Origin of the sequence: Leisingera sp. M658 (assembly GCF_025144145.1) — a bacterium.
Taxonomy (GTDB): Bacteria; Pseudomonadota; Alphaproteobacteria; order Rhodobacterales; family Rhodobacteraceae; genus Leisingera.
On sequence record NZ_CP083546.1, the window covers coordinates 1,792,928 to 1,815,298 of the forward strand.

The window sequence follows — 22,371 nt, forward strand, 5'->3', positions numbered from 1 at the left end:
CGCGCCGCCGGGGCGCGCCTTGAGCAGGTCAATGACCGTAGTGGTCAGAACAGAAAGTTGTCCGCGTCCTGCAGCTGCGCCACGGTGATGTCTTCCACCAGAATGGTGACATTGGCAAAGGAGACCAGGACATCGTCGCCTTGGCTTTCAAAATCCAGCTGGCTCAGCCGGGAGGCGCCGCGGCCGATTGCGATGCGGTCCTCACCGGCGGTGAAATCGGTGACAGTGTCGTTACCGTGGCCTTTGTGGAAGACGAAGGTATCCGCCTGGCTGCCGCCGGTCAGCACGTCGTTGCCCTTGTGGCCCAGCAGCATGTCGCGCCCGGACTCGCCCTTCAGTGTATCGCTGCCGCCGCCGCCGACCAGCAGGTCGTTGCCCGAATTGCCGATCAGAACGTCCTTGCCATGGCCGCCCTTCAGCTCATCGGCGCCGCCGCCGCCCAATAGCCTGTCGCCGTGTTTGCCGCCAATCAGCAGATCATCGCCCATGCCGCCAATCAGCATGTCGCGTCCGCTGCCGCCCCAAAGGTCGTCATCGCCATCGCCGCCGTTGAGCGTATCGCGGCCGGCGCCACCCAGCAGGCGGTCATTGCCATCTTCGCCCAGCAACAAGTCGCTGCCGGACAGACCGGATAAGGTGTCATTGCCGGCACCGCCCAAGATCAGGTCGCTGGAAAGCCCGGCGGATTTGTCTCCGGTCAGGGAATTGCCGCTGTAGCTGCCGGCTGTCAGGGCAAAGGTCCGGTTGGAAAACTCCAGCTGTTCGATCGAGGACACAATATCGCGGCCATCGCCCGAGTCGATTGTGACCGTGCTGAAATTTGAGGAGAAAGACGCATTGCCGAATGTGTCGGCAATAATCAGGCGGTCCGTGCCGCTGCCGCCGTACAGCGTGTCGTCGCCGGTTCCAAGCTTGATTGTATCATTGCCGCCATGAGTGAGCCAGCGCTGTCCCTCGGCCATGTTGGAGGTGATTGTATCGCTGCCGGCCAGAATGGATGCTTCCAGACGTGCGCCGCTGGAAGATGCGAACGTGTAGAAGTTCATCGAAAAGCCGGAGAATGAAAGAACTGGAGTTCCGTAGGATGTGATGCTGAGAGACTTAAGCGTCCAGGAATAGGGGGACGCGGAGGAAAAATCCCCGGTCAGGCTGAAGCCAGCCCCGTTGGTGCCGGTAAAGACAATCAGGCTGGAAGTTTGCGTTGTGATGCTTGCGTTGGCAAAATCCGGAGAGTTCAGGTCATTGAGCGACCATGTTCCGCTCGGGTCATTCAAGTTTACTGTCGCCATTTCCTTTAAGTACCCTTCTCGTTGTGCCGCGTGCCGGGCCGCAGCCCTGTATTTTCCGTGTTAACTATCGGTCTCAACTCGTGGCTGCAAGGTAAGGAATGCAAGATACCGTTGCGGGACTGGCAGAATGGAGAGCTGCCCCGATAAAAAAAAGCCGCAGGCGTTGGCCTGCGGCTTTTGAAATGGTCATGCCGGATCCGGCAGTAACGGCGGATCAGCCCTCGGCTTTATGCGCGGCGGTGGCAGCTTTTACCGCTGCTGACGGGGCCGGGGCAGGCGCGGCTGCCGGGGCGGCCGCCGGGGCGGATTTGCGGCCGCCCGGGTTCAGCGGGTCGTCCTGGCGCTGCACGGAGCCTTCGAAGTGGGCGCCGCTTTCAATGGCGATGGTCTTGTGGATGATATCGCCTTCGACGCGGGCGGTGGCGGTCAGGCGCACCTTCAGGCCACGCACGCGGCCAACGATGCGGCCGTTGATGACCACGTCATCGGCGGTGACTTCGCCCTTGATCGTTGCGGTTTCGCCTACCGTCAGCAGATGCGCGCGGATGTCGCCTTCAACCGTGCCTTCGACCTGGATGTCGCCGGTGGTCTTGACGTTGCCGGTGATGTGCAGGTCCGAGCTGAGCAGCGACGCGGCGGGCTTGGCCTTGGGGGCGCTGGACCTGTAGTCGCTGACCGGAGCCGCCGGCGCCGCAGTGGGTGCCGGGGTCGCTTCGGCCTGTTTCGGCCCGGGCTCGTTGATTTTGCTCTTAGAAAACATTTCTCGCAGCCTTGATGTAGATCATGGGGTTTACAGGTTGCCCGTTGACCCTGACCTCGTAATGGAGGTGGGTCCCGGTGGACCGTCCGGTGTTACCCATATCAGCAATGTGATCCCCGCGCGAGACCCTTTGGCCCTTTGTCACGCGGAGTTTCGAGTTATGGGCGTATCTGGTTTCGATGCCGAAGGCGTGGCGGATGGTGACCATCCTGCCGTAGCCCGACTGCCAGCCGGCATGGGTGACGACGCCGTCGGCAGTGGCAAAGATATCGGTGCCGGTGCTGCCGGCAAAATCCGACCCTTTATGCAGGCGGCGGCCGCCGGTCTTGGGGTCGCGGCGGTAGCCGTAGCCCGAGGTCTGGCGCACCTGGCCCAGGTTCACCGGCGTGGCAAACGGCGCCTGCTGGGCGGCCAGGCGGTAAAGGTTCAGCTGATCCAGCTTGGCCAGGATGCTGTTGGCCCGCAGCGCTTCGGCTGTGGGTTCTTCACCGCGGGTCGACATTGCCAAAGGGGCAAGCGGCCCGCCCTGGCCGTTATAGCCGCGGCGGACCTGTTCCAGAATGCGCTCAGGCGGCATGCCGGCGTTGCGGAACATCTTGTCGAGCGGGGTGACAGAGACCGCCACCGCTTCTTCCAGCTGGCGGAAAATCTGGCTGTTGCGCTCGTCCATCAGCTGCAGTTCCAGTTCCAGCTCGTCGCGCTGGCCGATGGCGTCGCGGGCATCGGCCATGATCCGGTCGCGCTCGGCTGCGGTGTCCGACAGCACTCCGGCTAGCAGGTCCATCTGCGCCGAAGCGCTGGCGATGACGGCGTGGGGGGCGTTCTCGTCCTGGGTGTCTGCCTTGAGCTGCGCCAGGGATTTGCGGGCGGTGTCGCGCTGGCGCATGGTGTCGCGCAGGGTGGACTGGATAACCTCGATGCCGGTTTCCAGCTCGCGGCGGCGGGTTTCCGAGGCTAGAAGCTCGGACTGCATCATCGAAATCTGTGTCAGCGCGGCATTGAAACGGTCCTGCGCCGCCAGGGCCTCAACGGCGCGGATGTCGCGTTCATCGGAAATAGCGTTAAGCCGCTCGCGGTAGGTTTGCTGATCGCGTTTGGCCAATTCGCGGAAATTGCCCGACCCGATACTGTCCATCAGCACAATCGCGGTGGCGACAATGGTCCAGGCGGTAAACAGGGTAACGCCAGCGACGGCTGCCAGCTGGGTTTCCGAGCGCAGCCGGATGAAGCGTGTATCGTTGTCGGACTTCAGGAACACCCGCCGCTCGGGAAAGCGGCGTTCAAGGAAGCTGTGGATTCTGATCGCGAGCCGTGTGCGCAAAGTCTGGTCCCTGTCCCGTTCTGCACAGACCCCTCAAGGCGGAGCCGGTGCCTTGGGCGAAGTGAATAGACAGGGCGGGGCAATTGGGCAAGCCTGTTGACCCTTTGGGCAGGGAAGCGGCGGGAGGAGCCGCTTGATAGGCGGAAATTTGCCGAAGAAACCGGGGCTTGCGTCGGGAGAACCCGGCTAAGTTGCCGGGTTCTATCCGGACCTCAATCCGGGGAGCGGCCGATCAGGCGCAGGATAGCCACCAGGACAATCCCGAAAAGCACGTGGCCAGCCAGGGCGACCCAGGCGATTCCGGTGAAGTTCAGGAAGAACGGCAGCCCGGCGATGGCGGTGATGCCGCCGATGGCAAATACCCAAAGGCCAAAGCCATAGAGCGCAGACGGCAGCAACCAATGGGTGCCGCTTGCCACCCGGTTCCAGACGGGAGCAAATAGGAACAGCCAGCCCGCCGGGTAGCCGATCAGGCCGACCAGGTAGAAATGCACAAAATAACCGGCAAAATCGCCGTTTGGCAGGCCCAGGCTGCCCAGAAGGCTGCGGGCCAGCCCGTGCGGCGACAGGCTGGCGAATCCCATGCCAGGGCTGATCACCTGCCCCCAAAGGTCAAAAGCGTTGGTGGCAAAGAAGCCGGAAATGAACATCAGGCCAAGGGTTTGGACATTGAACCCGGGGCAGGCGGGAAGGGCGCGGCGGCCGGCGGACGTCATGGCAGTTGGTCTTCCTGTGTAAGGGTAAGTTGGCGCTTTGCTTCTGCTGAACATCGGGACGGCGGCCGCAACGTCAATTCGTTGCGGCGCGATCTCACTGATTGGTGATCCGGCCCGGGCCTCGTTGCGAGGAGTGTTACAGGACCATTCGGTGCGGCGGCGGCCGCAGGCAGCAGGTCGGGTCAGCTGCCGGGCAGCACCCGGGCCTGATCGGCCAGCGGCCAGTAGAAATCCGGCGGCAGGCCGGCATCGGCGCGTTTTTCCTCGTTGAACGGCGGTTTGAGTGCGCCGTGGAAATATTTGCGCACCAGCGCGTGGAACACTTCCTTGGGATCCAGATTGTCCCGTCCGCAAAGGAAATTGAACCATTTGGAGCCATAGGCGACATGGCTGACTTCCTCGGCATAGATCACTTCCAGGGCGTCTACCGCCTGGGTGATGCCGGCCTTGCGGAAGACCCCGATCATGCCGGGAGTGACGTCCAGCCCGCGCGCCTCCAGCACCATCGGCACCACCGCGAGGCGGCCCATCAGGTCTTGCGCGGTGTCCTCGGCGGCGCGCCACATGCCGGCATGGGCAGGCAGGGCGCCATACTGGCTGCCCAGCGCTTCAAGACAGTCGCACATCAGGTTGAAATGTTTAGATTCCTCATCCGCCGCCTGGACCCAGTCGTCAAAGAACCCCATTGGCATCGGCACATGGGAAAACCGCGCGATGATGTCCCAATGAAGGTCAACGGCATTGAGTTCGATATGGGCCACAGCGTGAAGCAGGGCGATGCGGCCGGCCTCGGATCCCGGTTTGCGTTTGGGCACGTCGCGCGGATGCAGCAGCTCTGGCCGGTCCGGTCGGGCCGGGTGCATGGGCGGCGCGGCGGTGCCGATGGCGATCTCCGGCGCATCGCCTTTGCGGTAAGCGAACCACTCGGCGGCATGGCGGCGGGACAGCTCGGTCTTGGCGCGCCCATCTGCGGTGGTCAGCACCTCGGCGGCACGTTCGGCAAGCGAAAGGGGCTGATGGGTCATGCGGCGTCTCCTCAATCGGCGGGCTGTGCCGGGTTCACCTGATTTGGCCGCCGGAGTCCAGAACAGAAACCGGGGCGCTCCCGCGCCTGCGGGTGATCAGCAGGCTGATCCCCCTGGCAGCCTTGGGCATGGCAGCGCGCGGAATGCGCGCTGCGCGCCGCCCGGATGGGGCGGCGCCGGACCCAACAGTGGCGGTTGCGCCCGGCAGGGCGCGGGCTGAGCTGGCGGGAGTGCACCGTCCGGACGGGCGGTGCGGGATCAGAGCGCCTGGACGGCGGCCAGCACCTCGTCCACGTGGCCATCGACCTTGACCTTGCGCCAGGCGCGGGCGATGCGGCCATCGGCGCCAATCAGAAAGGTGGAACGTTCAATGCCCCAGTGTTTTTTGCCGTACATGCTCTTTTCCTTCCAGACGCCGTAATCCTCGCACACGGTGCCCTCTGCATCCGACAGAAGCGGCGTGGTCAGCCCGTGTTTGGCGGTGAAATTCTCATGCTTCTTCAGGCTGTCCTTGGAAATCCCGAAAACGTGAGCGCCGGCATCGGCGAATGCCTGCAAAGCCTCTGAAAAGCCGATGGATTCTTTGGTGCAGCCGGGGGTATTATCGCGGGGATAGAAAAACAGCACCACGGGCGCGCCCTGGAGGCTGGACAAAGCGACCTCTCCGCCGCCGCCGCGGGGCAGGGTAAAGGAAGGGGCGGGATCTGAAACGTCGAGCATTGGCCTGTCTCCGGTCATTTGCGAACATCATTGCGCGGCAAACATAACCCATGAGCAGCAAAGGGAAAGCTGAGATCAAACCTGCCGGCGAGAATAACCGCGCTGCTGCTGAGGCGTTGCCCGTGAAGGGTCCGGGGCCGGGTGCTGAAGCCGTGCCTGGACGCGGTTCGGAGCCAGGTGCGGAACCGGGCGCGGTGTCAGGTCATGGCGCGGTGCAACGGCCTGCGCGCCGCCGCTGGCGCTGGCGGCTGCTGCGCGGGTGTATCTGGATGCTGGCGCTGCTGAGCTTTCTGGCCGCCGCTGCGGTCTATTTCGGGATCGGCACCCGGCTGGATGCGCCGGATTGGGTGCGGAGCCGGGTGGAAACCCGGATTGAGCGGCATCTGAACGGGCTGCAGATCGAATTCGGCGCCATTCACGTGGTCGTGAACAAGGGCTTGCGGCCGCGGGTCAGCCTGAAGGATGTAGTGCTGCGGCACCCGGATGGCACCCTGTTTGCACAGCTGGCCGATGCCCAGGCCAGCCTGGCGATGCGGCCGCTGCTGCGCGGCAAGCTGCAGCCCAAGCAGATTTCGCTGAACGGCTTGTTTGCGACCCTGCGGCGCAACAAGGACGGTTCTTTTGCGATCAGTTTTGCCAGCGGCGGGCTGCCGTCGCGGCAGGCGGGCAATCTGGCGGAGCTGATCGAGCAATGGGACAGCCAGCTGCAAAAACCGGTGCTGGCTGCGCTTGCCGGCATGGAGACCAGCGCGCTGACGCTGTCCTACACCGACGACCGGCTGGGCCGCGCCTGGACCTTGGACGGCGGCCGGATCGGACTGAAGCGCGACGGCAGCACGGTGTCCCTGTCCGCCGTGTTTTCGGTCCTGAGCGGACGCGGCGGCGTGGGCACGGTGGAGGCGAGCTACACCTCTGAGATCGGCAGCCCCGGTGCCGAGTTCGGGTTTCTGGTGTCGGACATCGCCAGCGAGGATATCGCATTGCAAAGCCCGGCGCTTGGCTGGCTGGGGGTGCTGCGGGCGCCGATTTCCGGTTCCTTGCGCGGCGAGGTGTTCAGCGATGGCGGGATTGCGCCGGTGCAGGCCAGCCTGCGCATCGGCGAAGGTGTGATCCAGCCGGCCGCCCAGACCCGGCCGGTGCCGATTACCGGCGCGCGCAGCTATTTCACTTATTACCCGGCAGAGCAGCTGCTGAAGTTCTCGGAACTCAGCGTGCAAAGCGGCTGGGGGTCCGGGGTGATGCAGGGGCAGGCGAGCCTGGCCGGGGTGCAAAACGGGCAGCTGACCGGGTTGGTGGGGCAGCTGCGGTTTTCCGATCTGGAACTGAACCCGCGCCGTCTGTTTGAAACACCCGTCAAATTCCCCGTCGTTGATGCGGATTTTGACCTGAGCCTTGCCCCGTTCCGGCTGCGCCTGGGCGAGATGCTGGTGCGCGACGGGGACAGCCGCATTCATTTTGACGGCGATATCGGTGCTGGTCCCGAGGGTTGGGATTACGATTTGAACGGCAGCGTTGACCAGGTGTCTGTCCAGCGGGTCAAGGAACTGTGGCCGGAGCCGCTGGCGCCGAACCCGCGTCTTTGGGTGCGGGAAAACCTGCGGGACGGCGAGGTGCGCAATGTCGGGTTCCACATGCGCGGGCGCGGCAGCGGCAAGCCCTTTGTCAGCCTGGACCTGGCCTTTGACGGCGCCGAGGTGGTTTTTCAGAAGTTCATGCCGCCGGTGCGCAAGGCCGCGGGCCAGCTGAGTCTCTACGGCGACCGCTTTGTGGTGACGGCCTCCGGCGGAACGGTGACGGCTGAGAAGGGCGGCGAGGTTGAGGTGGCGGGCACCTCCTTTATTATTCCGGATGTGTCGGCCAAGGACGGCACCCCTGGCATTGCCCGGATCATGGCGCGCGGGACGGCGACGGCGGCGCTGTCGCTGCTGAACCGGGAACCGCTGCAGGTGATGGAAAAGGCCGGCCTGCCGGTGGATCTTGCCGAAGGGCAGGTGGAGGCGGAGGGCACGCTGGCGCTGCCGCTGCAAAAGCAGGTGCCGGTAGAGGATATCCTGTATCATTACCGCGGTACGGTTCGCGCCGTGGAAAGCAGAATACTGGTGCCGGGCCATGTCGCGGCGGCCCCGGTGCTGGACGTGGAAGGCAATCAGAGCCAAGTGCGCCTTAGCGGCGCAGGCAGCCTGTCCGGGGTGCCGCTGACGGCCAGCTGGCAGCAGCGGATCGGCAAGGACGCGCCGCCGGACAGCCGGGTGGAGGGGACTATTGAATTGTCGTCGCAGGCGGTGGAGGCCTTTAATCTTGGCCTGCCGCGCGGGGCAGTCTTTGGCAAAGGCCAGGGGCAATATTCTGTGGATCTGGCCCCAGGGGCGCCGCCGCGTCTGGAACTGCAGTCGGATTTGGCGGGGCTTGGCCTGCGGATCCCCGAGATCAGCTGGCGCAAAGGCGAGGCGGCAAAGGGGGAGCTGTCGGTTTCGGCGCTGCTGGGTGAGACCGCCGCGGTAGAACAGCTGACGTTGCAGGCGCCTGGGCTGGCTGCCACCGGGAGTGTGGCCACGCGCAAAGGCGGCGGGCTGGATCAGGCGGTGTTTTCATCCGCACGGGCAGGGGATTGGTTCCGCGGGTCTGTGACTTTCCGCGGGCGCGGTGCAGCACCGCCCGCCATCGAGGTGACCGGCGGCCGGCTGGATTTGAACCGTTCGCCGTTTTCGGCAACCTCAGCCAGCGGTGGCAGCAGCAGCGGCGGCGGCGGGTCGAGCCCGGTAACCCTGCGGCTGCAGAACCTGCAGGTGACCGACAGTATCGGGCTGCAGAATTTTCAAGGCCGGTTTTCCACCCAGGGCGGCATGAACGGCGAATTCACCGCCCGCCTGAACGGCCAGACCCCGGTGGCGGGCACCGTGGTGCCGCAGAACGGCGGCACCGCGGCGCGGATCCGGGCCAATGATGCAGGGGGCGTGTTCCGCTCGGCCGGGATGTTTGAACATGGCCGCGGCGGCCGTTTTGAGATGACCCTGATCCCGGCGGACAAGCCGGGCGAATACGACGGCAAGGTCAATGTGCGAAACATCCGGATCCGCAATGCGCCGTCAATGGCGGCGATCCTGAATGCGATCAGCCTGATCGGGCTGCTGGATGAGATGACCGGCCAGGGCATCCTGTTCACCAGCATGAACGGGCAGTTCCGGCTGGGCGCCTCGCATCTGATCCTGCATCAAAGCAGCGCGGTCGGCCCATCGATGGGGCTGTCACTGGACGGCAATTTTGACCTGGAAAACAGCCGGCTGAACATGCGCGGCGTGATTTCACCGATTTACCTGGTCAACGCAATCGGCAGGATCCTGGCACCGCGCGACGGCGAGGGGCTGATAGGTTTTACCTTCACCCTGCGCGGCACGGCGGATGATCCTGCGGTCTCGGTCAACCCGCTGGCGGGGCTGGCGCCGGGCTTTCTGCGCGAGATTTTCCGCGGCCCGGCGCCAAAGGTTCCAGGCCAGCAGCGCGCCTTCACGGCGGAAGAAGAAGAAGCGCAAGAAGAGCGCAGGCAGTACCGGACACCGCGGGGCGCCGACAAGTGACCCTGACAAACGGCGAAAAACACCGTAGATTTCCCCTGCAGCACAGCCTATAGCGCGCGACATGAAACTCAGCGATTTCGACTTCGACCTGCCCGACGATCTGATTGCCACCCGGCCTGCCAATCCGCGCAGCGCGGCGCGGCTGCTGGTGGCTGCTGGCGGGGAACTGCATGATGGCCGGGTGACCGATCTGGTGCAATGGCTGCAACCCGGCGACCGGCTGGTGCTGAACGACACCAAGGTGATCCCGGCCCGGCTGAGCGGGCTGCGCCACCGTGACAGCGCGCAAGGCGCCGTGGCGGCCAAAATCGAGGCGACCCTGCTGGAGCCGCGCGCCGATGGCACCTGGGCGGCGCTGCTGAAACCGCTGAAAAAGATCAAGCCGGGTGAGGCGATTGTTTTCTCGGACGATCTGAGCGCAACGCTGGAAGGGATTTCCGAAGGCCAGGGGCATCTTCGTTTCAATCTGAGCGGTACGGATTTCGACACAGCGCTGGCTGAGGCCGGCGCGATGCCGCTGCCGCCCTATATCGCCGCCAAACGCGCCGCGGATGAGCAGGACAAGACAGATTACCAGACCGTCTGGGCCCGCAATACCGGTGCGGTGGCGGCGCCGACCGCCTCTTTGCATTTCGACGCAGCGCTGCTGGATGCGCTGACCGCGCGCGGGGTGGACCTATCCTATGTCACCCTGCACGTGGGCGCGGGCACCTTTCTGCCGGTCAAGGTCGAGGATGTGACCACCCACCGGATGCACGCGGAATGGGGCAAGGTCAGTGAGCAGGCTGCGGCAGAGATCGTTGCGACCAAGACCGCAGGAAAGCGGGTGATCCCGGTCGGCACCACCGCGCTGCGGCTGATCGAAAGTGCCGCCAAGGACGGACAGATCCACGCTTGGGAAGGCGATACGGATATCTTTATCTACCCCGGATTCGATTTCCAGGTGGCGGATGCGCTGATGACCAATTTCCACCTGCCGAAATCGACCCTGCTGATGCTGGTGTCAGCGCTGATGGGGCAGGAGGAGATCCGCCGGATCTATGAACACGCTGTCGGCAACCGCTACCGGTTCTTTTCTTATGGCGACGCGTCGCTTTTGATCCCGGCTAAGGCGGATACACCTCAGAAAAGCGGCGCGAATCCATAGACAAGCGCCGCAACCATGACCCCGTATAGCGCAATCCGGGTCATGAAATTGAAATCTGAATCAGCGATACCGGCCACGCGAGCCTTGATCGCCCGTACATAACATTCAAATGTGATGGCAGCCCGTCCCTTGTGGAGGGCTGCTTTGCTTTCAAAGGAGGCATAAAATGCTGCAGGTGCTGTCGAGCGCATGGGCGCTGCTCTTGGGTATGATGCTGCTGATGGTCGGCAACGGCCTGCAGGGCACCATGCTGGGTGTGCGGGGCGAGCTGGAAGGGTTTTCCACCTTCCAGATGTCGATTGTGATGGCGGCCTATTTCGTCGGCTTCCTGGGCGGCTCGCGGCTGGCGCCGGAGATGATCCGCCGGGTTGGCCATGTGCGGGTGTTTGCGGCCTTGGCCTCATTCATTTCGGCGGTGATGATCCTGTATCCGGTGCTGCCGAATACCGTGGCCTGGGGGCTGGGGCGCGTGATCATCGGGTTTTGCTTTTCCGGCGTGTATGTGACGGCGGAAAGCTGGCTGAACAACTCTGCGGACAATTCCAACCGGGGCAAGGCGCTGTCGCTTTACATGATCGTGCAGATGGTCGGTATCATCGCTGCGCAGGGGCTGATTCAGGTTGGCGATCCAGCCGGTTACGAGGCGTTCATCATCGCCTCGATCCTGGTTTCGATCTCCTTTGCGCCCATTCTGCTGTCGATCTCGCCGACCCCGGCGTTTGACACCACCAAACCGATGACCCTGCGCGAGATCATGCGGATTTCGCCGCTGGGCTGTGTCGGCATGTTCATTCTGGGCGGCGTGTTTTCCGCCCAGTTCGGGATGAGCGCGGTTTACGGCGCCGCTGCGGGGCTGAGCCTGGGCAACCTGTCGCTGTTTATCGCGACCTTCTATATCGGCGCCACCATCCTGCAGTATCCGCTGGGCTGGGTCTCGGACCGGATGGACCGGCGGCTGCTGATCATGGTGGTGGCGGCTGCAGGCGGCTGCGGCGCGGTGCTGGGCTTTTTCTACGGCATGGACTTTAAGATGCTGCTGGTTGCGGCCTTTATCATCGGCGGCCTGTCGAATCCGCTGTATTCGCTGCTGATCGCCTATACCAACGACTACCTTGAGCATGAGGACATGGCGGCGGCATCAGGCGGGCTGGTGTTCATCAACGGGCTGGGCGCCATTGCTGGCCCGATGATCACCGGCTGGCTGATGAGCGACGCGGTGTTTGGCCCGGCTGGCTTCTTTGCGCTGATTGCGGCGCTGATGTTCTTGATGGCCGTCTATGCGGCTTACCGAATGACCCAGCGCGCTGCGACGCCGGTTGACGAGACCGGGAGCTTTGCCGCGATGTATCCCAGCTCGACGCCTGTGGCGGTTGAGTTTGCCCAGGAGTACGCGATTGAGACCGAGCTGGAAGAGCAGGAAACCGCCGGCGAGGAGAATTGATTGCGCTAACCAGCCGGAATTGTGAGGATTATTTCACACAGAGGTCTTGCCTGTCGCAATTTGTGACCCAAGGTTACTTGTAATGGTAATGTAAAATGGCCTGAAGTTAGGGTCAGGAAAAACTTGGAGTTACGACCGATGACTGGTCCCGAAGAGATACTTGCATTCTGGCTCGATAAGGTTGGGGAAAAGGGATGGTATCTGCAGGATGACGCGCTGGATCAGGAGATCCGCACGACGTTTCAAAAGACCTGGGAGGAGGCCTGCGAGGGCAGGTTTTCCTTCTGGCTGACCTACCCCAGCGGCACCCTGGCCTACATCCTCCTGATGGACCAGTTCCCCCGCAACATGTTCCGCGGCGAAGGCAAGGCGTTTGCCTCTGACCGGGCGGCGCTGTCGGCGGCCAAGGTGGCGATCAACAAGAAATGGGACAAGAAGATCGACGAACCGGCGCGCCAGTTCTTCTATCTGCCCCTGATGCATTCCGAAAACCTGTGCGACCAGGAACGCTGCATCCGGCTGATGCTGGAACGGATGCCCCGGACCGGCACCAGCAACCTGCTGCATGCCCGGGCCCACCGCGAGGTGATCCGCCAGTTCGGCCGCTTCCCCTACCGCAACGAGGCGCTGCACCGCGCCAGCACCGCGCCGGAGCTGGATTACGTGATGGCGGGCGGCTACGGCGAGACCGTGCGGCAAGTGCAAGCTGCCGGCTGAACCCGGATCTGAAGCAATAGAAAACGCCGCGCCCTGAAAGGGGCGCGGCGTTTTCCATTGGGGGGCGCCAGCCGCTGTCTTTCCCCGGTGAATGCAAAATTGTGCTGGCAGGATGTTTGCCTGCAGCATAGCCTGTTCAGACGGCGTTGCGCTGTTTCTTGCATGGCCGCTATGCCGCAGTAGAGGATGATTGCAGCGCAGAAAAAAATAGTTTAACGGTAAACTAGTTTTGGAACCTGTTCGAGGGCGAGGGAGCACTATGGCCGCACAATCTTATGACGTGATCGTAATCGGCGCCGGGCCGGGGGGCTATGTCGCGGCCATCCGTGCCGCACAGCTGGGTCTGAAAACCTGCATTGTCGAGCGCGAGCATATGGGCGGTATCTGCCTCAATTGGGGCTGTATCCCGACCAAGGCGCTGCTGCGCTCCTCTGAGGTGTTCCACCTGATGGAGCGGGCCAAGGATTTCGGCCTGAAAGCGGAAAATATCGGCTATGATCTGGACGCGGTGGTGAAACGCTCGCGCGGGGTGGCGAAACAGCTGTCCTCCGGCATCGGCCATCTGATGAAGAAGAACAAGATTGCTGTGGTGATGGGCGAGGCGTCCCTCCCGTCCAAGGGCAAGGTGTCGGTCAAGACCGACAAAGGCACCGAAGAGCTGACCGCCAAGAATATCGTGCTGGCCACCGGTGCACGGGCGCGTGAGCTGCCGGGGTTGGAGGCCGACGGCGATCTGGTCTGGACCTACAAGCACGCGCTGCAACCGCCACGGATGCCAAAGAAGCTGCTGGTCATCGGCTCGGGCGCGATCGGCATTGAATTTGCCAGCTTCTATAACACGCTGGGTGCTGACACCACGGTGGTTGAGGTGATGGACCGGGTGCTGCCGGTGGAAGACGCCGAGATTTCGGCCTTTGCCAAGAAGGCCTTTGTCAAACAGGGCATGAAGATCATGGAGAAAGCCATGGTCAAGCAGTTGGACCGCGGTAAGGGTAAGGTAACGGCCCATATCGAGGTTGGCGGCAAGATCGAGAAACAGGAATTCGACACCGTGATTTCTGCCGTGGGCATCGTTGGCAATGTTGAGGGGTTGGGTCTGGAAGGTCTGGGCGTCAAGGTTGACCGTACCCATGTTGTGACCGACGAATACTGCCGCACCGGAGTTGATGGACTTTACGCCATCGGCGACATCGCCGGCGCACCCTGGCTGGCGCATAAGGCGTCGCATGAAGGCGTCATGGTGGCCGAGCTGATTGCGGGCAAACACGCCCATCCGGTGAAACCCGAAAGCATTGCCGGCTGCACCTATTGCCAGCCGCAAGTGGCCTCGGTCGGTTACACCGAGGCGAAGGCCAAGGAGCTGGGCTATGACATCAAGGTCGGCCGCTTCCCCTTCATCGGCAACGGTAAGGCGATTGCGCTGGGAGAGGCGGAGGGCATGGTGAAGACCGTCTTTGACGCCAAGACCGGTGAGCTGCTGGGTGCCCATATGGTTGGCGCCGAAGTGACTGAGCTGATTCAGGGCTATGTGGTGGGCCGCCAGCTGGAAACCACCGAGGAAGATCTGATGAACACCGTATTCCCGCATCCGACGCTGTCGGAGATGATGCATGAATCGGTGTTGGATGCCTACGGCCGGGTGATCCATATGTAAGCTGCGCATGCAGCGGAGTTAGAAAAGGCGGCCTGTGACGGGCCGCCTTTTTCTTTGGCGGCTGGGCTCTGGTCCCGGCGCCGGGTCCGGGGTAACCAGAGGCTGATCAAGTGATACAACAGGGGCAGCGGCCATGACGGCATCCGGAAATTCGCGCTGGGGGCTGATCCTGGCGGTCTGGGGCGCAGGCCTGGGGGCGGCTGCGCAATACGGCAAGATCAGTGTGATCTTTGGCCGGATGGGGGAGCTGTACCCGGAGGCGGGCAACGCGATCAGCTTTTCCGTGTCGCTGGTCGGGACTTTGGGCATTCTGCTGGGGGCTGTGGCGGGGCTGTATGTGGCGGCCTTTGGCTACCGGCGCACGCTGGTCTGGGCGCTGTGGGCGGGGGCGGCGATGTCTGCTCTGCAAGCGCTGCATCTGCCGTTCGGGGTGTTTCTGGCGTCCCGAGTGGTCGAGGGGCTGTCGCATCTGGGCATTGTGGTTGCCGGGCCGGTGCTGATTGCGCAGCTTAGCTCAGACAGTGGGCGCGGGCTGGCGATGACCCTGTGGAGTACCTTCTTTGCCGTCGCCTTTACCCTGCTGGCCTGGTTCGGCCTGCCGCTGGCGGATGCCTGGGGATTGCTGGCGCTATTCGTTGCACATGCGGGCGTAATGGCGGGACTGGCGCTGCTGCTGGGCTTTTCTTTGCGCGATGTACCCGTGCCGGAGCGGGGGCCGCTGCCGCGTCTGGCGGAATTGCCGGGGCTGCATCTGCCCATTTACCGGTCTCCCTGGATTTCGGCGCCGGCCGCGGGCTGGCTGTTTTACACCTGCTGTTTTGTGGCGGTGCTGACGGTGATCCCGCCTTATATCGCCGAGGACATGCGCGCCTTTGTGCTGGGGATGATGCCGCTGGCCAGCATTGCGGTGTCGATGACTCTGGGGGTGTATCTGCTGCGGTTCCTGCCGGGGGTGCGGCTGGCGCAGCTGGGGTTCCTGGCCTGTGCCGCTGCCGCCCTGTGGCTGTGGGCCATGCCCGGCGCGCCGGCCGCCTGTATCGCCATGGCGGGGGCTATGGGGCTGGTGCAGGGCGGCTCCTTTGCGGCGGTGCCGCAGCTGAGCAGCAGTTCGGCAGCGCGGGCGCAGTCCAGCGGTGCGATGGCGCAGATGGGCAATCTGGGCAATACCATCGGCACGCCGCTGATGGTGCTGGCACTGGCTGGCGGTGGCTTTGGCGGCATGATGGCGGTGCTGCTGGTACTGTTCCTGAGCGGTGCTGCGGTGCATGGTCTGCTGTCAGCGCGGCGGCGCAGCATGGCTTAAGGGGGCCTCTCCCGCCCGTCACCGGCCCCCGTGCCGGGGGCCGTCGCCTGTTGGGCGTGGCGCCGCAAGCGGCGCGCCGGATTCCGGTTGAAATCCGGGCCGGAAAACGCGTGTTTTCCGGTTTGATCCGGGGCCGGCGCAACCTGCTGCCAGCTGCTGTCAGCAAGTTTTGTCTTGTTCGTGATATGTTCTTTTTTGGGGCTTGGCGTTTCCCGGTGCATTCCCTATTTGTATGGCGGGCGTTTGCCGCTGGTTTGGCAGGCGCGGGCACGGGGGCATTATGGCTGAGCTGAAATCCATCGAAGTACGCGGCGCGCGCGAGCATAATCTGAAGAACATCGACGTGGATATTCCGCGCGATGAGCTGGTGGTGATCACCGGCCTTAGCGGTTCGGGCAAGTCCAGCCTGGCGTTTGATACCATCTATGCCGAGGGCCAGCGCCGCTATGTCGAGAGCCTGTCGGCCTATGCCCGCCAGTTCCTGGATATGATGGAAAAGCCGGATGTCGACCACATCAGCGGCTTGTCTCCGGCGATTTCGATTGAGCAGAAGACGACGTCGAAGAACCCGCGCTCAACCGTTGGCACGGTGACCGAGATTTATGACTATTTGCGGCTGCTGTTTGCCCGCGCAGGCACGCCCTATTCCCCCGCCACCGGCAAGCCGATCGAGGCGCAGCAGGTGCAGGACATGGTCGACCGGATCATGGAGATGGAGGACGGCACCCGCGGCTTTCTGCTGGCGCCGATCGTCCGCGACCGCAAGGGCGAGTATAAGAAGGAATTCCTGGAGCTGCGCAAGCAGGGCTTCCAGCGGGTGAAGGTGGACGGCGAATTCTATGAGCTGGACGAGCCGCCGACGCTGGACAAGAAGTTCCGCCATGACATCGACGTTGTGGTCGACCGGCTGGTGGTGCGGGAAGGCATGGAAACGCGGCTGGCGGACAGTTTGCGCACCGCGCTGGATCTGGCGGACGGCATCGCCATTTTGGAAACCGCACCCAAGGAAGGCGATCCGGAGCGGATCACCTTCAGTGAGAATTTCGCCTGCCCGGTCAGCGGCTTCACCATTCCCGAGATCGAGCCGCGGCTGTTCTCCTTCAACGCGCCGTTCGGGGCCTGCCCGGAATGCGACGGGCTGGGGGTTGAGCTGTTTTTTGACGAGCGCCTTGTGGTGCCGGATCAGTCCCTGAAGGTTTATGACGGCGCGCTGGCGCCCTGGCGCAAGGGCAAGTCGCCCTATTTCCTGCAGACGATTGAGGCCATCGCCAAGCATTACCAGTTCAACAAGAACACCGTCTGGAAGGACCTGCCCGAGAAGGTGCAGCAGGTGTTCCTGTATGGCTCCGGCGAGGAAGAGATCATGTTCCGCTATGACGAGGGCGGGCGGGTTTATCAGGTCGAACGCACGTTCGAGGGCGTCATTCCGAATATGGAGCGGCGCTACCGTGAGACCGATTCCAACTGGATCCGCGAGGAGTTCGAACGTTATCAGAACAACCGCCATTGCCACCATTGCGAGGGCTACCGGCTGCGCGCTGAGGCGCTGGCGGTGAAGATTGCCGGCGTGCATGCAGGCCAGGTGGTGCAGCTGTCGATCCGCGAGGCGCTGGCCTGGATCGAGGATGTGCCGAACCATCTGAGCCAGCAGAAACAGGAGATCGCCCGTGCTATTGTCAAGGAAATCCGCGAGCGGCTGGGGTTCCTGAACAATGTCGGGCTGGAATACCTGTCTCTCAGCCGCAATTCCGGCACCCTGTCCGGCGGCGAGAGCCAGCGGATCCGGCTGGCGTCGCAGATCGGCTCAGGCCTGACCGGGGTCCTCTATGTACTGGACGAGCCCTCGATCGGGTTGCACCAGCGCGACAATGACCGGCTGATCGGGACCCTGAAGAACCTGCGCGATCAGGGCAATACGGTGATTGTGGTGGAGCACGACGAGGACATGATCCGCCAGGCGGATTATGTGTTCGACATCGGCCCCGGCGCCGGGGTGCATGGCGGCGAGGTGGTAAGCCACGGCACGCCCGGAGCGGTTGCCTCGGATGTGAATTCGATCACCGGCCAGTATTTGTCGGGCACACGCGAAATCGCGGTGCCGCCCAAGCGCCGCAAGGGCAATAAGAAGAAGATCAAGGTGGTGAAAGCCACTGGCAACAACCTGAAAGAGGTCACAGCCGAGTTCCCGCTGGGCAAGTTTGTCTGTGTGACCGGCGTGTCCGGCGGCGGCAAATCGACACTGACGATTGAGACGCTGTTCAAGACCGCTTCCATGCGCCTCAACGGCGCGCGGCAGACGCCCGCGCCTTGCGAGAGCATCAAGGGGCTGGAGCATCTGGATAAGGTGATCGACATCGACCAGCGCCCGATCGGGCGCACGCCGCGGTCGAACCCGGCGACCTATACCGGCGCCTTTACCCCGATCCGCGACTGGTTTGCCGGCCTGCCGGAGGCCAAGACGCGCGGCTACAAACCCGGGCGGTTCTCCTTCAACGTCAAGGGCGGCCGCTGCGAGGCCTGCCAGGGCGATGGCGTGATCAAGATCGAGATGCATTTCCTGCCCGACGTCTATGTGACCTGCGAAACCTGTAAGGGCGCCCGCTATAACCGCGAGACATTGGAGATCAAGTTCAAAGGCAAGAGCATTGCCGATGTGCTGGATATGACGGTCGAGGACGCGCAGGAGTTTTTTCAGGCAGTGCCGTCGATCCGCGACAAGATGGATGCGCTGATGCGGGTTGGTCTGGGCTATATCAAGGTGGGCCAGCAGGCGACAACGCTGTCCGGCGGCGAGGCGCAGCGGGTGAAGCTGTCGAAGGAACTGTCGAAACGCTCGACCGGACGGACGCTGTATATTCTGGATGAGCCGACCACGGGTCTGCATTTCGAGGATGTGAAGAAGCTGCTGGAAGTGCTGCACGAGCTGGTGGAGCAGGGCAATTCTGTGGTGGTGATTGAGCATAATCTGGATGTGGTCAAGACCTCCGACTGGATCATCGACATCGGCCCCGAAGGCGGCGATGGCGGCGGAGAGATTGTTGCGGCGGGCACGCCCGAAGCCGTGGCAGATGAGCCGCGCAGCCACACCGGGCGGTACCTGAAGGACATTCTGGCGGCACGGAAGGTGGCGGCGGAGTAAGGGCAGGGCACTGTCCCTCACGTTGGATGGAAGAGGGGCGCTGCCCCTCTTGGCCTTTGGCCAATTCACCCCGGAGTATTTCTAGAAAGATGAAAGGGGGCGGTTTCCCCCTCCTTTTTCATGCAGTCTGGGCGGCGGCGGGGCGGGCCAGTAACAGCGGCACCAGGAACAGCAGCAGGAAGGGCGTGTTCATCACCACGTTGAACCAGGCGCCCGCGGCGAGGGAGCCGAGGCTGTCGGGGATGTACCAGGCCAGCAGCGCCGGGATCAGCAAGCGGCGGCCCAGGGCGGGATCGGCGCTGTAGATATGCTCTGTCACCAGATAGATCAGCACGCAAAAGCCGCACATTAGCCCGCCGCTGATGGCGGTCATCAGGGCGGCCGAACCAGGGGTGAGCGCCTGGGCGCCGTCCAGCGGCAGGAAGGCGAGATCAATGAACAGGCTTAGTGCTGTGCCGAGCGGGGTGGCCAGCGCCAGCACCATGGCGAGGCCGAAAGCGGCAGAGAGAATCGAGACGATCTTAAGCATGCGGATTGATGCGGCGTGGGTCATTGGAAGCTCCTGATGATGTCTGCGCGCAGAATGCGGGCAGGCGCGGAAACGAAACAATTACCTTGGAGGTAAGTGAACTTCTGATTGTGGCCGTCTATGCTGCGGCAAAAGGAGTCAGCTCATGGCGGAAGGTTTCGGCGCGGTTCTGAAGAAATGGCGCGGGCTGCGGCGGATGAGCCAGATGGCGCTGGCGCTGGAGGCCGGGGTCTCGGCGCGGCATCTGTCTTTTCTGGAGAGCGGAAGGTCGCGGCCGAGCCGCGGCATGGTGCTGCGCTTGAGCGATGAGCTGCAGGTGCCGGGCGGGGCGCGCAATCAGCTGCTGGCGGCTGCCGGTCTGGCACCTGCCTTTGCCCGGCGGAAACTGAACGATGCGGAATTGGCGCCGCTGAAACAGGCCGCTGAACAAATGATGATCGCGCATGAGCCGTATCCGGCGCTGATGATCGACCGGCATTGGCGGCTTTTGCGCCTGAACCGGCCTGCGGCCCTAATGCTTGAAGGCGTTGGGATCCGTGCGGGCTGCAGCCTGATTGAGGCTCTGCTGGAGAACGCCGGTCTGCGGGAAGCGCTGGAGAACCTGCAGGATATCGAACGGCTGAGCCTGGCCCGGCTTAGAACCGAGCTGGCCCATTTCGGCGAGGATCCGGTGCTGGAACAGGCGGTGGAGCGGCTGCAGCGGATGGTGGCGGCCTCGGGCAGCGCACCGGAGGGGGAACTGCCCGCGGTGATCCCGGCCCGCTACCGGTTGGGCGGGCAGGTGCTGTCGTTCTTTTCCACCATTACCCAGTTCGGCGGCACTGGGGATCTGGCGATGTCAGAGCTGCGGATCGAAATGCTGTTTCCGGCTGATGAGGCCACGCGGGAGGCGATGGCCGCGATGGGCGTCCGCTAGCAGGCAGTGCGACCGGTCTAGTTCTCCAGGTCAGCCTCTGCACCGATCAGGCGCAGCACTTTCTGGGTCTCGCGGTTCACCTGATAAACATAGCCGCCGGCCTGAACATAGCTGCCAAATGGGTCCGGTGCCCATTCGCCGGGAGTCCCGATCCAGATGTACTCATCCAGAATATGGTCGCCGCGGCGGTAGAACTTCTTGGCATGGTCCGGCGGCACGCAATGCGATGAGGTCTTGGCCAGGCCCGCCGGGCAGTGCAAACCTGCCTGGTCTGACTTGCCATGCCCGATGCCATTGCCAGCAGCAAGCGGAATAGCCACTGCACAAGCGGCAGTGAGAACAATGATGGAAACAAAATAACGGCGTACCATTTACGGCGGGTCCTTTCCTGGTCGCCTTTGACATAACGGGCCAGGCGCAAAATCCAAGAGGGCGGTAAAGCCGGCGGCGGCGGCCCGCCTGCAGTTGCTTACGCGGCGGCAAGAACCCGCGCTTCATGGCTGCGCAGGGCCAGCCGCGCCGCATTTCCGTATCCGCGGCCGGTTTCAGCGCAGAGTTCCGGGAACAATTCGCGGATTTCCGCCAGGGTGCCTGCGTCAAATCCTGCCGCTGTTTGCGGGCCGGGCTGGTAGCTTTCGCTGAGGGCGCCATCGGCCCAGAGAATCTGGTGGCGGCCGAACAGCAGGTGGACATACTGCGCTTCCTGCATCTCCAGCGCCGGGCGGATGGTGCTGTCGTTCACCAGGTCCTTTGCCTTGACCAGTACCTCACCCTCGCCGAACAGCAACTCGGCGCGGCTGCCGGAAACCAGCATCCGGTGCTGCGGCGACACATAAAGGTCGCGGATATTGCCGCAGCTGCCTTTGGAAAAGCGGATCGGAGCAGTTCGCGGCGTGCAGGCGATGCGGCGGCTGCCCGCCCATTGCAGCACCTGCGGGCCATGGTCGTAGGTCAGAACCTCCATGCCGGGGCGCAGATCCTCGACCCGCATCTCGCCGCCGGGCACCCGGATCATGGTGCCGCGCAGGAAGCAGGGCACGGTCTGGTTGATCTCGACCAGGCCGGTGTCGGAGTTGCCCAGTCCGTTGTCTGCAGTGTAGTTGAAGTAGACGGTTTCCAGGTCGCCGTCGGTGACGACGGTCAGGGTGCCGTCGGCGTTCAAAGTGATCTGCTGGCCGGTGGCCAGGGTGACGGTATCCCCGGCCGAGACGGCCTGGTCGTTGATATGGGTGATAGTCAGCGTGCCGGCGGCGGCGGTGTCGTTGTCCAGAACATCCACCACACGGGTCTTGTTGATCGCGATGTCTTCCTGATCATCCTGCGCAACCACCGCTGTCTGCACTGAGCCGCCGGCAATCAGCAGGTTGGTGTCATAGCTGCTGTCCACAGTATCGGCGACGCCGATCTTGAGGGTGTTGATCTCCCCTGCATTCACCGGAGCGACAAAGGTCAGGGTGATGGTGAACCCGTCCATTTCGGTGTTGAACTGGTCGCCGGTGTTATCGACATAGACGTTTTCGGTGCCATCGTTGATATTGCCGATCGAGGCGGTGCCGTTGCCGATGGAGACCTGGGCCTCGACCCCGTTCACCCATACGCCGACCACGTCATTGTATTGCGAATTGGCGAACTCGGGGTATTCCTCGGACGACAGCACAAAGTCGATGGTCAGCAAGTCGCCTGCAGGAGTGAAGTCGATCTCCAGAAACGAGGCATCGCGGGTGGCGGCACCGGCCAGAGCGTTGAAATCCGCGTCGTTGTTGGCGCCGGTGGTATTGGTGCTGGTGTTGCCGCGGACGTTGGTGTTGGTGGTGCCGCTGCTGTTGGTAAAGTCGCGGGCGTAACCGGTTGACAGGATCACGCCGGAATCTGCGGGCGCCACGCCAGGTGTGGTTGTATCAGCGCCGGAATAGATGCCCGATGACAGGGCATCGCCGCTGTAGCTGGCGTTTTCAACCGTGACGCCGTCGCCAAAAATTTCCTCCGCCATCTGGGTGGCAGTCGCAGAGGAGTTAATGTTCAGTTCCGTTGCCGTGGCCATAACAGACAGCGCGCCTCCGGGTGTGCGAGAATTTACGATCACTTACCGGAATGCTGGGGAACTGAGACAGAACTGTGG

General features: G+C 63.2%; 18 protein-coding genes. 8 read left to right on the plus strand and 10 right to left on the minus strand.

The window, feature by feature from the left end; genetic code table 11:
- Positions 1–44: 44 nt before the first annotated feature.
- The 6 genes from K3724_RS23845 to K3724_RS09040 all read right to left on the minus strand — a co-directional run bounded on the left by K3724_RS23845 (position 45) and on the right by K3724_RS09040 (position 5,831).
- Positions 45–1,289: a calcium-binding protein gene (locus tag K3724_RS23845; RefSeq protein WP_311200220.1), complete on the minus strand. Its 1,245-nt coding sequence runs from the start codon at positions 1,287–1,289 to the stop codon at positions 45–47.
- Positions 1,290–1,503: 214 nt separating this feature from the next.
- Positions 1,504–2,049, minus strand: a complete 546-nt coding sequence (locus K3724_RS09020; RefSeq protein ID WP_259991977.1) for a polymer-forming cytoskeletal protein — start codon at positions 2,047–2,049, stop codon at positions 1,504–1,506.
- The gene (locus K3724_RS09025; protein ID WP_259991979.1) at positions 2,039–3,370 is read right to left on the minus strand and encodes a M23 family metallopeptidase; all 1,332 of its coding nucleotides are present in this window, start codon (positions 3,368–3,370) and stop codon (positions 2,039–2,041) included. Before K3724_RS09025 ends, K3724_RS09020 begins: the two co-directional genes overlap by 11 nt.
- Positions 3,371–3,582: 212 nt before the next feature.
- The gene (locus K3724_RS09030) at positions 3,583–4,086 is read right to left on the minus strand and encodes a hypothetical protein (RefSeq protein WP_259991981.1); all 504 of its coding nucleotides are present in this window, start codon (positions 4,084–4,086) and stop codon (positions 3,583–3,585) included.
- Between the two features lie 182 nt (positions 4,087–4,268).
- Positions 4,269–5,111 (minus strand): ferritin-like domain-containing protein, encoded by an 843-nt coding sequence (locus tag K3724_RS09035; protein WP_259991983.1) that lies wholly within the window; start codon positions 5,109–5,111, stop codon positions 4,269–4,271.
- A gap of 258 nt (positions 5,112–5,369) precedes the next feature.
- Positions 5,370–5,831, minus strand: coding sequence for a peroxiredoxin (locus K3724_RS09040; RefSeq protein ID WP_259991985.1), 462 nt, complete (start codon positions 5,829–5,831; stop codon positions 5,370–5,372).
- A 50-nt stretch (positions 5,832–5,881) separates the two neighbouring features.
- On the opposite strand from K3724_RS09040, the gene K3724_RS09045 reads away from it, so the two are divergent.
- On the plus strand, positions 5,882–9,406 hold the full coding sequence (locus K3724_RS09045) for a DUF3971 domain-containing protein (RefSeq protein ID WP_259991987.1): 3,525 nt from the start codon (positions 5,882–5,884) through the stop codon (positions 9,404–9,406).
- Positions 9,407–9,467: 61 nt separating this feature from the next.
- Positions 9,468–10,553 (plus strand): tRNA preQ1(34) S-adenosylmethionine ribosyltransferase-isomerase QueA, encoded by a 1,086-nt coding sequence (gene queA / locus K3724_RS09050; protein ID WP_259991988.1) that lies wholly within the window; start codon positions 9,468–9,470, stop codon positions 10,551–10,553.
- On the opposite strand, the gene K3724_RS09055 is transcribed toward queA, so the two are convergent.
- Entirely contained in the window at positions 10,529–10,744 is a 216-nt protein-coding gene (locus tag K3724_RS09055; RefSeq protein WP_259991990.1) for a hypothetical protein, read from the minus strand. The genes queA and K3724_RS09055 overlap by 25 nt on opposite strands.
- On the opposite strand from K3724_RS09055, the gene K3724_RS09060 reads away from it, so the two are divergent.
- The 5 genes from K3724_RS09060 to uvrA all read left to right on the plus strand — a co-directional run bounded on the left by K3724_RS09060 (position 10,720) and on the right by uvrA (position 18,807).
- Positions 10,720–11,994, plus strand: coding sequence for an MFS transporter (locus K3724_RS09060; RefSeq protein WP_259991992.1), 1,275 nt, complete (start codon positions 10,720–10,722; stop codon positions 11,992–11,994). The two genes, K3724_RS09055 and K3724_RS09060, sit on opposite strands and share 25 nt — an antisense overlap.
- A 138-nt stretch (positions 11,995–12,132) precedes the next feature.
- A complete protein-coding gene (locus K3724_RS09065; protein ID WP_259991994.1) occupies positions 12,133–12,711 on the plus strand; it encodes a DUF924 family protein in 579 nt (192 codons plus the stop codon).
- A 259-nt stretch (positions 12,712–12,970) separates the two neighbouring features.
- Positions 12,971–14,365, plus strand: a complete 1,395-nt coding sequence (lpdA, locus tag K3724_RS09070) for a dihydrolipoyl dehydrogenase (protein WP_259991996.1) — start codon at positions 12,971–12,973, stop codon at positions 14,363–14,365.
- Positions 14,366–14,498: 133 nt separating this feature from the next.
- Positions 14,499–15,668, plus strand: coding sequence for an MFS transporter (locus K3724_RS09075; RefSeq protein WP_259991998.1), 1,170 nt, complete (start codon positions 14,499–14,501; stop codon positions 15,666–15,668).
- A gap of 280 nt (positions 15,669–15,948) precedes the next feature.
- Positions 15,949–18,807: an excinuclease ABC subunit UvrA gene (gene uvrA, locus K3724_RS09080; RefSeq protein WP_259992000.1), complete on the plus strand. Its 2,859-nt coding sequence runs from the start codon at positions 15,949–15,951 to the stop codon at positions 18,805–18,807.
- Positions 18,808–18,925: 118 nt separating this feature from the next.
- Here the strand turns inward: uvrA and K3724_RS09085 are convergent, their stop codons facing one another.
- A complete protein-coding gene (locus K3724_RS09085) occupies positions 18,926–19,360 on the minus strand; it encodes an excinuclease ABC subunit A (protein ID WP_259992002.1) in 435 nt (144 codons plus the stop codon).
- 121 nt (positions 19,361–19,481) lie between these two features.
- Here K3724_RS09085 and K3724_RS09090 point away from each other — a divergent pair, with 121 nt between their 5' ends.
- The gene (locus K3724_RS09090) at positions 19,482–20,252 is read left to right on the plus strand and encodes a helix-turn-helix domain-containing protein (RefSeq protein ID WP_259992004.1); all 771 of its coding nucleotides are present in this window, start codon (positions 19,482–19,484) and stop codon (positions 20,250–20,252) included.
- A 17-nt stretch (positions 20,253–20,269) separates the two neighbouring features.
- Here K3724_RS09090 and K3724_RS09095 read toward each other — a convergent pair whose 3' ends face one another.
- A complete protein-coding gene (locus K3724_RS09095; RefSeq protein WP_259992006.1) occupies positions 20,270–20,623 on the minus strand; it encodes a hypothetical protein in 354 nt (117 codons plus the stop codon).
- Between the two features lie 98 nt (positions 20,624–20,721).
- The gene (locus K3724_RS09100; protein ID WP_259992008.1) at positions 20,722–22,293 is read right to left on the minus strand and encodes a Hint domain-containing protein; all 1,572 of its coding nucleotides are present in this window, start codon (positions 22,291–22,293) and stop codon (positions 20,722–20,724) included.
- Positions 22,294–22,371 lie beyond the last annotated feature (78 nt).

What these genes read in the sequence shown, in the direction of transcription:
- K3724_RS23845 (WP_311200220.1), bottom strand. Translation starts at nt 1,289, where the DNA reads ATGGCGACAGTAAACTTGAATGACCCGAGCGGAACATGGTCGCTCAAT.
- K3724_RS09020 (WP_259991977.1), bottom strand. Translation starts at nt 2,049, where the DNA reads ATGTTTTCTAAGAGCAAAATCAACGAGCCCGGGCCGAAACAGGCCGAA.
- K3724_RS09030 (WP_259991981.1), bottom strand. Translation starts at nt 4,086, where the DNA reads ATGACGTCCGCCGGCCGCCGCGCCCTTCCCGCCTGCCCCGGGTTCAAT.
- K3724_RS09035 (WP_259991983.1), bottom strand. Translation starts at nt 5,111, where the DNA reads ATGACCCATCAGCCCCTTTCGCTTGCCGAACGTGCCGCCGAGGTGCTG.
- K3724_RS09040 (WP_259991985.1), bottom strand. Translation starts at nt 5,831, where the DNA reads ATGCTCGACGTTTCAGATCCCGCCCCTTCCTTTACCCTGCCCCGCGGC.
- K3724_RS09045 (WP_259991987.1), top strand. Translation starts at nt 5,882, where the DNA reads ATGAGCAGCAAAGGGAAAGCTGAGATCAAACCTGCCGGCGAGAATAAC.
- queA (WP_259991988.1), top strand. Translation starts at nt 9,468, where the DNA reads ATGAAACTCAGCGATTTCGACTTCGACCTGCCCGACGATCTGATTGCC.
- K3724_RS09060 (WP_259991992.1), top strand. Translation starts at nt 10,720, where the DNA reads ATGCTGCAGGTGCTGTCGAGCGCATGGGCGCTGCTCTTGGGTATGATG.
- K3724_RS09055 (WP_259991990.1), bottom strand. Translation starts at nt 10,744, where the DNA reads ATGCGCTCGACAGCACCTGCAGCATTTTATGCCTCCTTTGAAAGCAAA.
- K3724_RS09065 (WP_259991994.1), top strand. Translation starts at nt 12,133, where the DNA reads ATGACTGGTCCCGAAGAGATACTTGCATTCTGGCTCGATAAGGTTGGG.
- lpdA (WP_259991996.1), top strand. Translation starts at nt 12,971, where the DNA reads ATGGCCGCACAATCTTATGACGTGATCGTAATCGGCGCCGGGCCGGGG.
- K3724_RS09075 (WP_259991998.1), top strand. Translation starts at nt 14,499, where the DNA reads ATGACGGCATCCGGAAATTCGCGCTGGGGGCTGATCCTGGCGGTCTGG.
- uvrA (WP_259992000.1), top strand. Translation starts at nt 15,949, where the DNA reads ATGGCTGAGCTGAAATCCATCGAAGTACGCGGCGCGCGCGAGCATAAT.
- K3724_RS09085 (WP_259992002.1), bottom strand. Translation starts at nt 19,360, where the DNA reads ATGACCCACGCCGCATCAATCCGCATGCTTAAGATCGTCTCGATTCTC.
- K3724_RS09090 (WP_259992004.1), top strand. Translation starts at nt 19,482, where the DNA reads ATGGCGGAAGGTTTCGGCGCGGTTCTGAAGAAATGGCGCGGGCTGCGG.
- K3724_RS09095 (WP_259992006.1), bottom strand. Translation starts at nt 20,623, where the DNA reads ATGGTACGCCGTTATTTTGTTTCCATCATTGTTCTCACTGCCGCTTGT.
- K3724_RS09100 (WP_259992008.1), bottom strand. Translation starts at nt 22,293, where the DNA reads ATGGCCACGGCAACGGAACTGAACATTAACTCCTCTGCGACTGCCACC.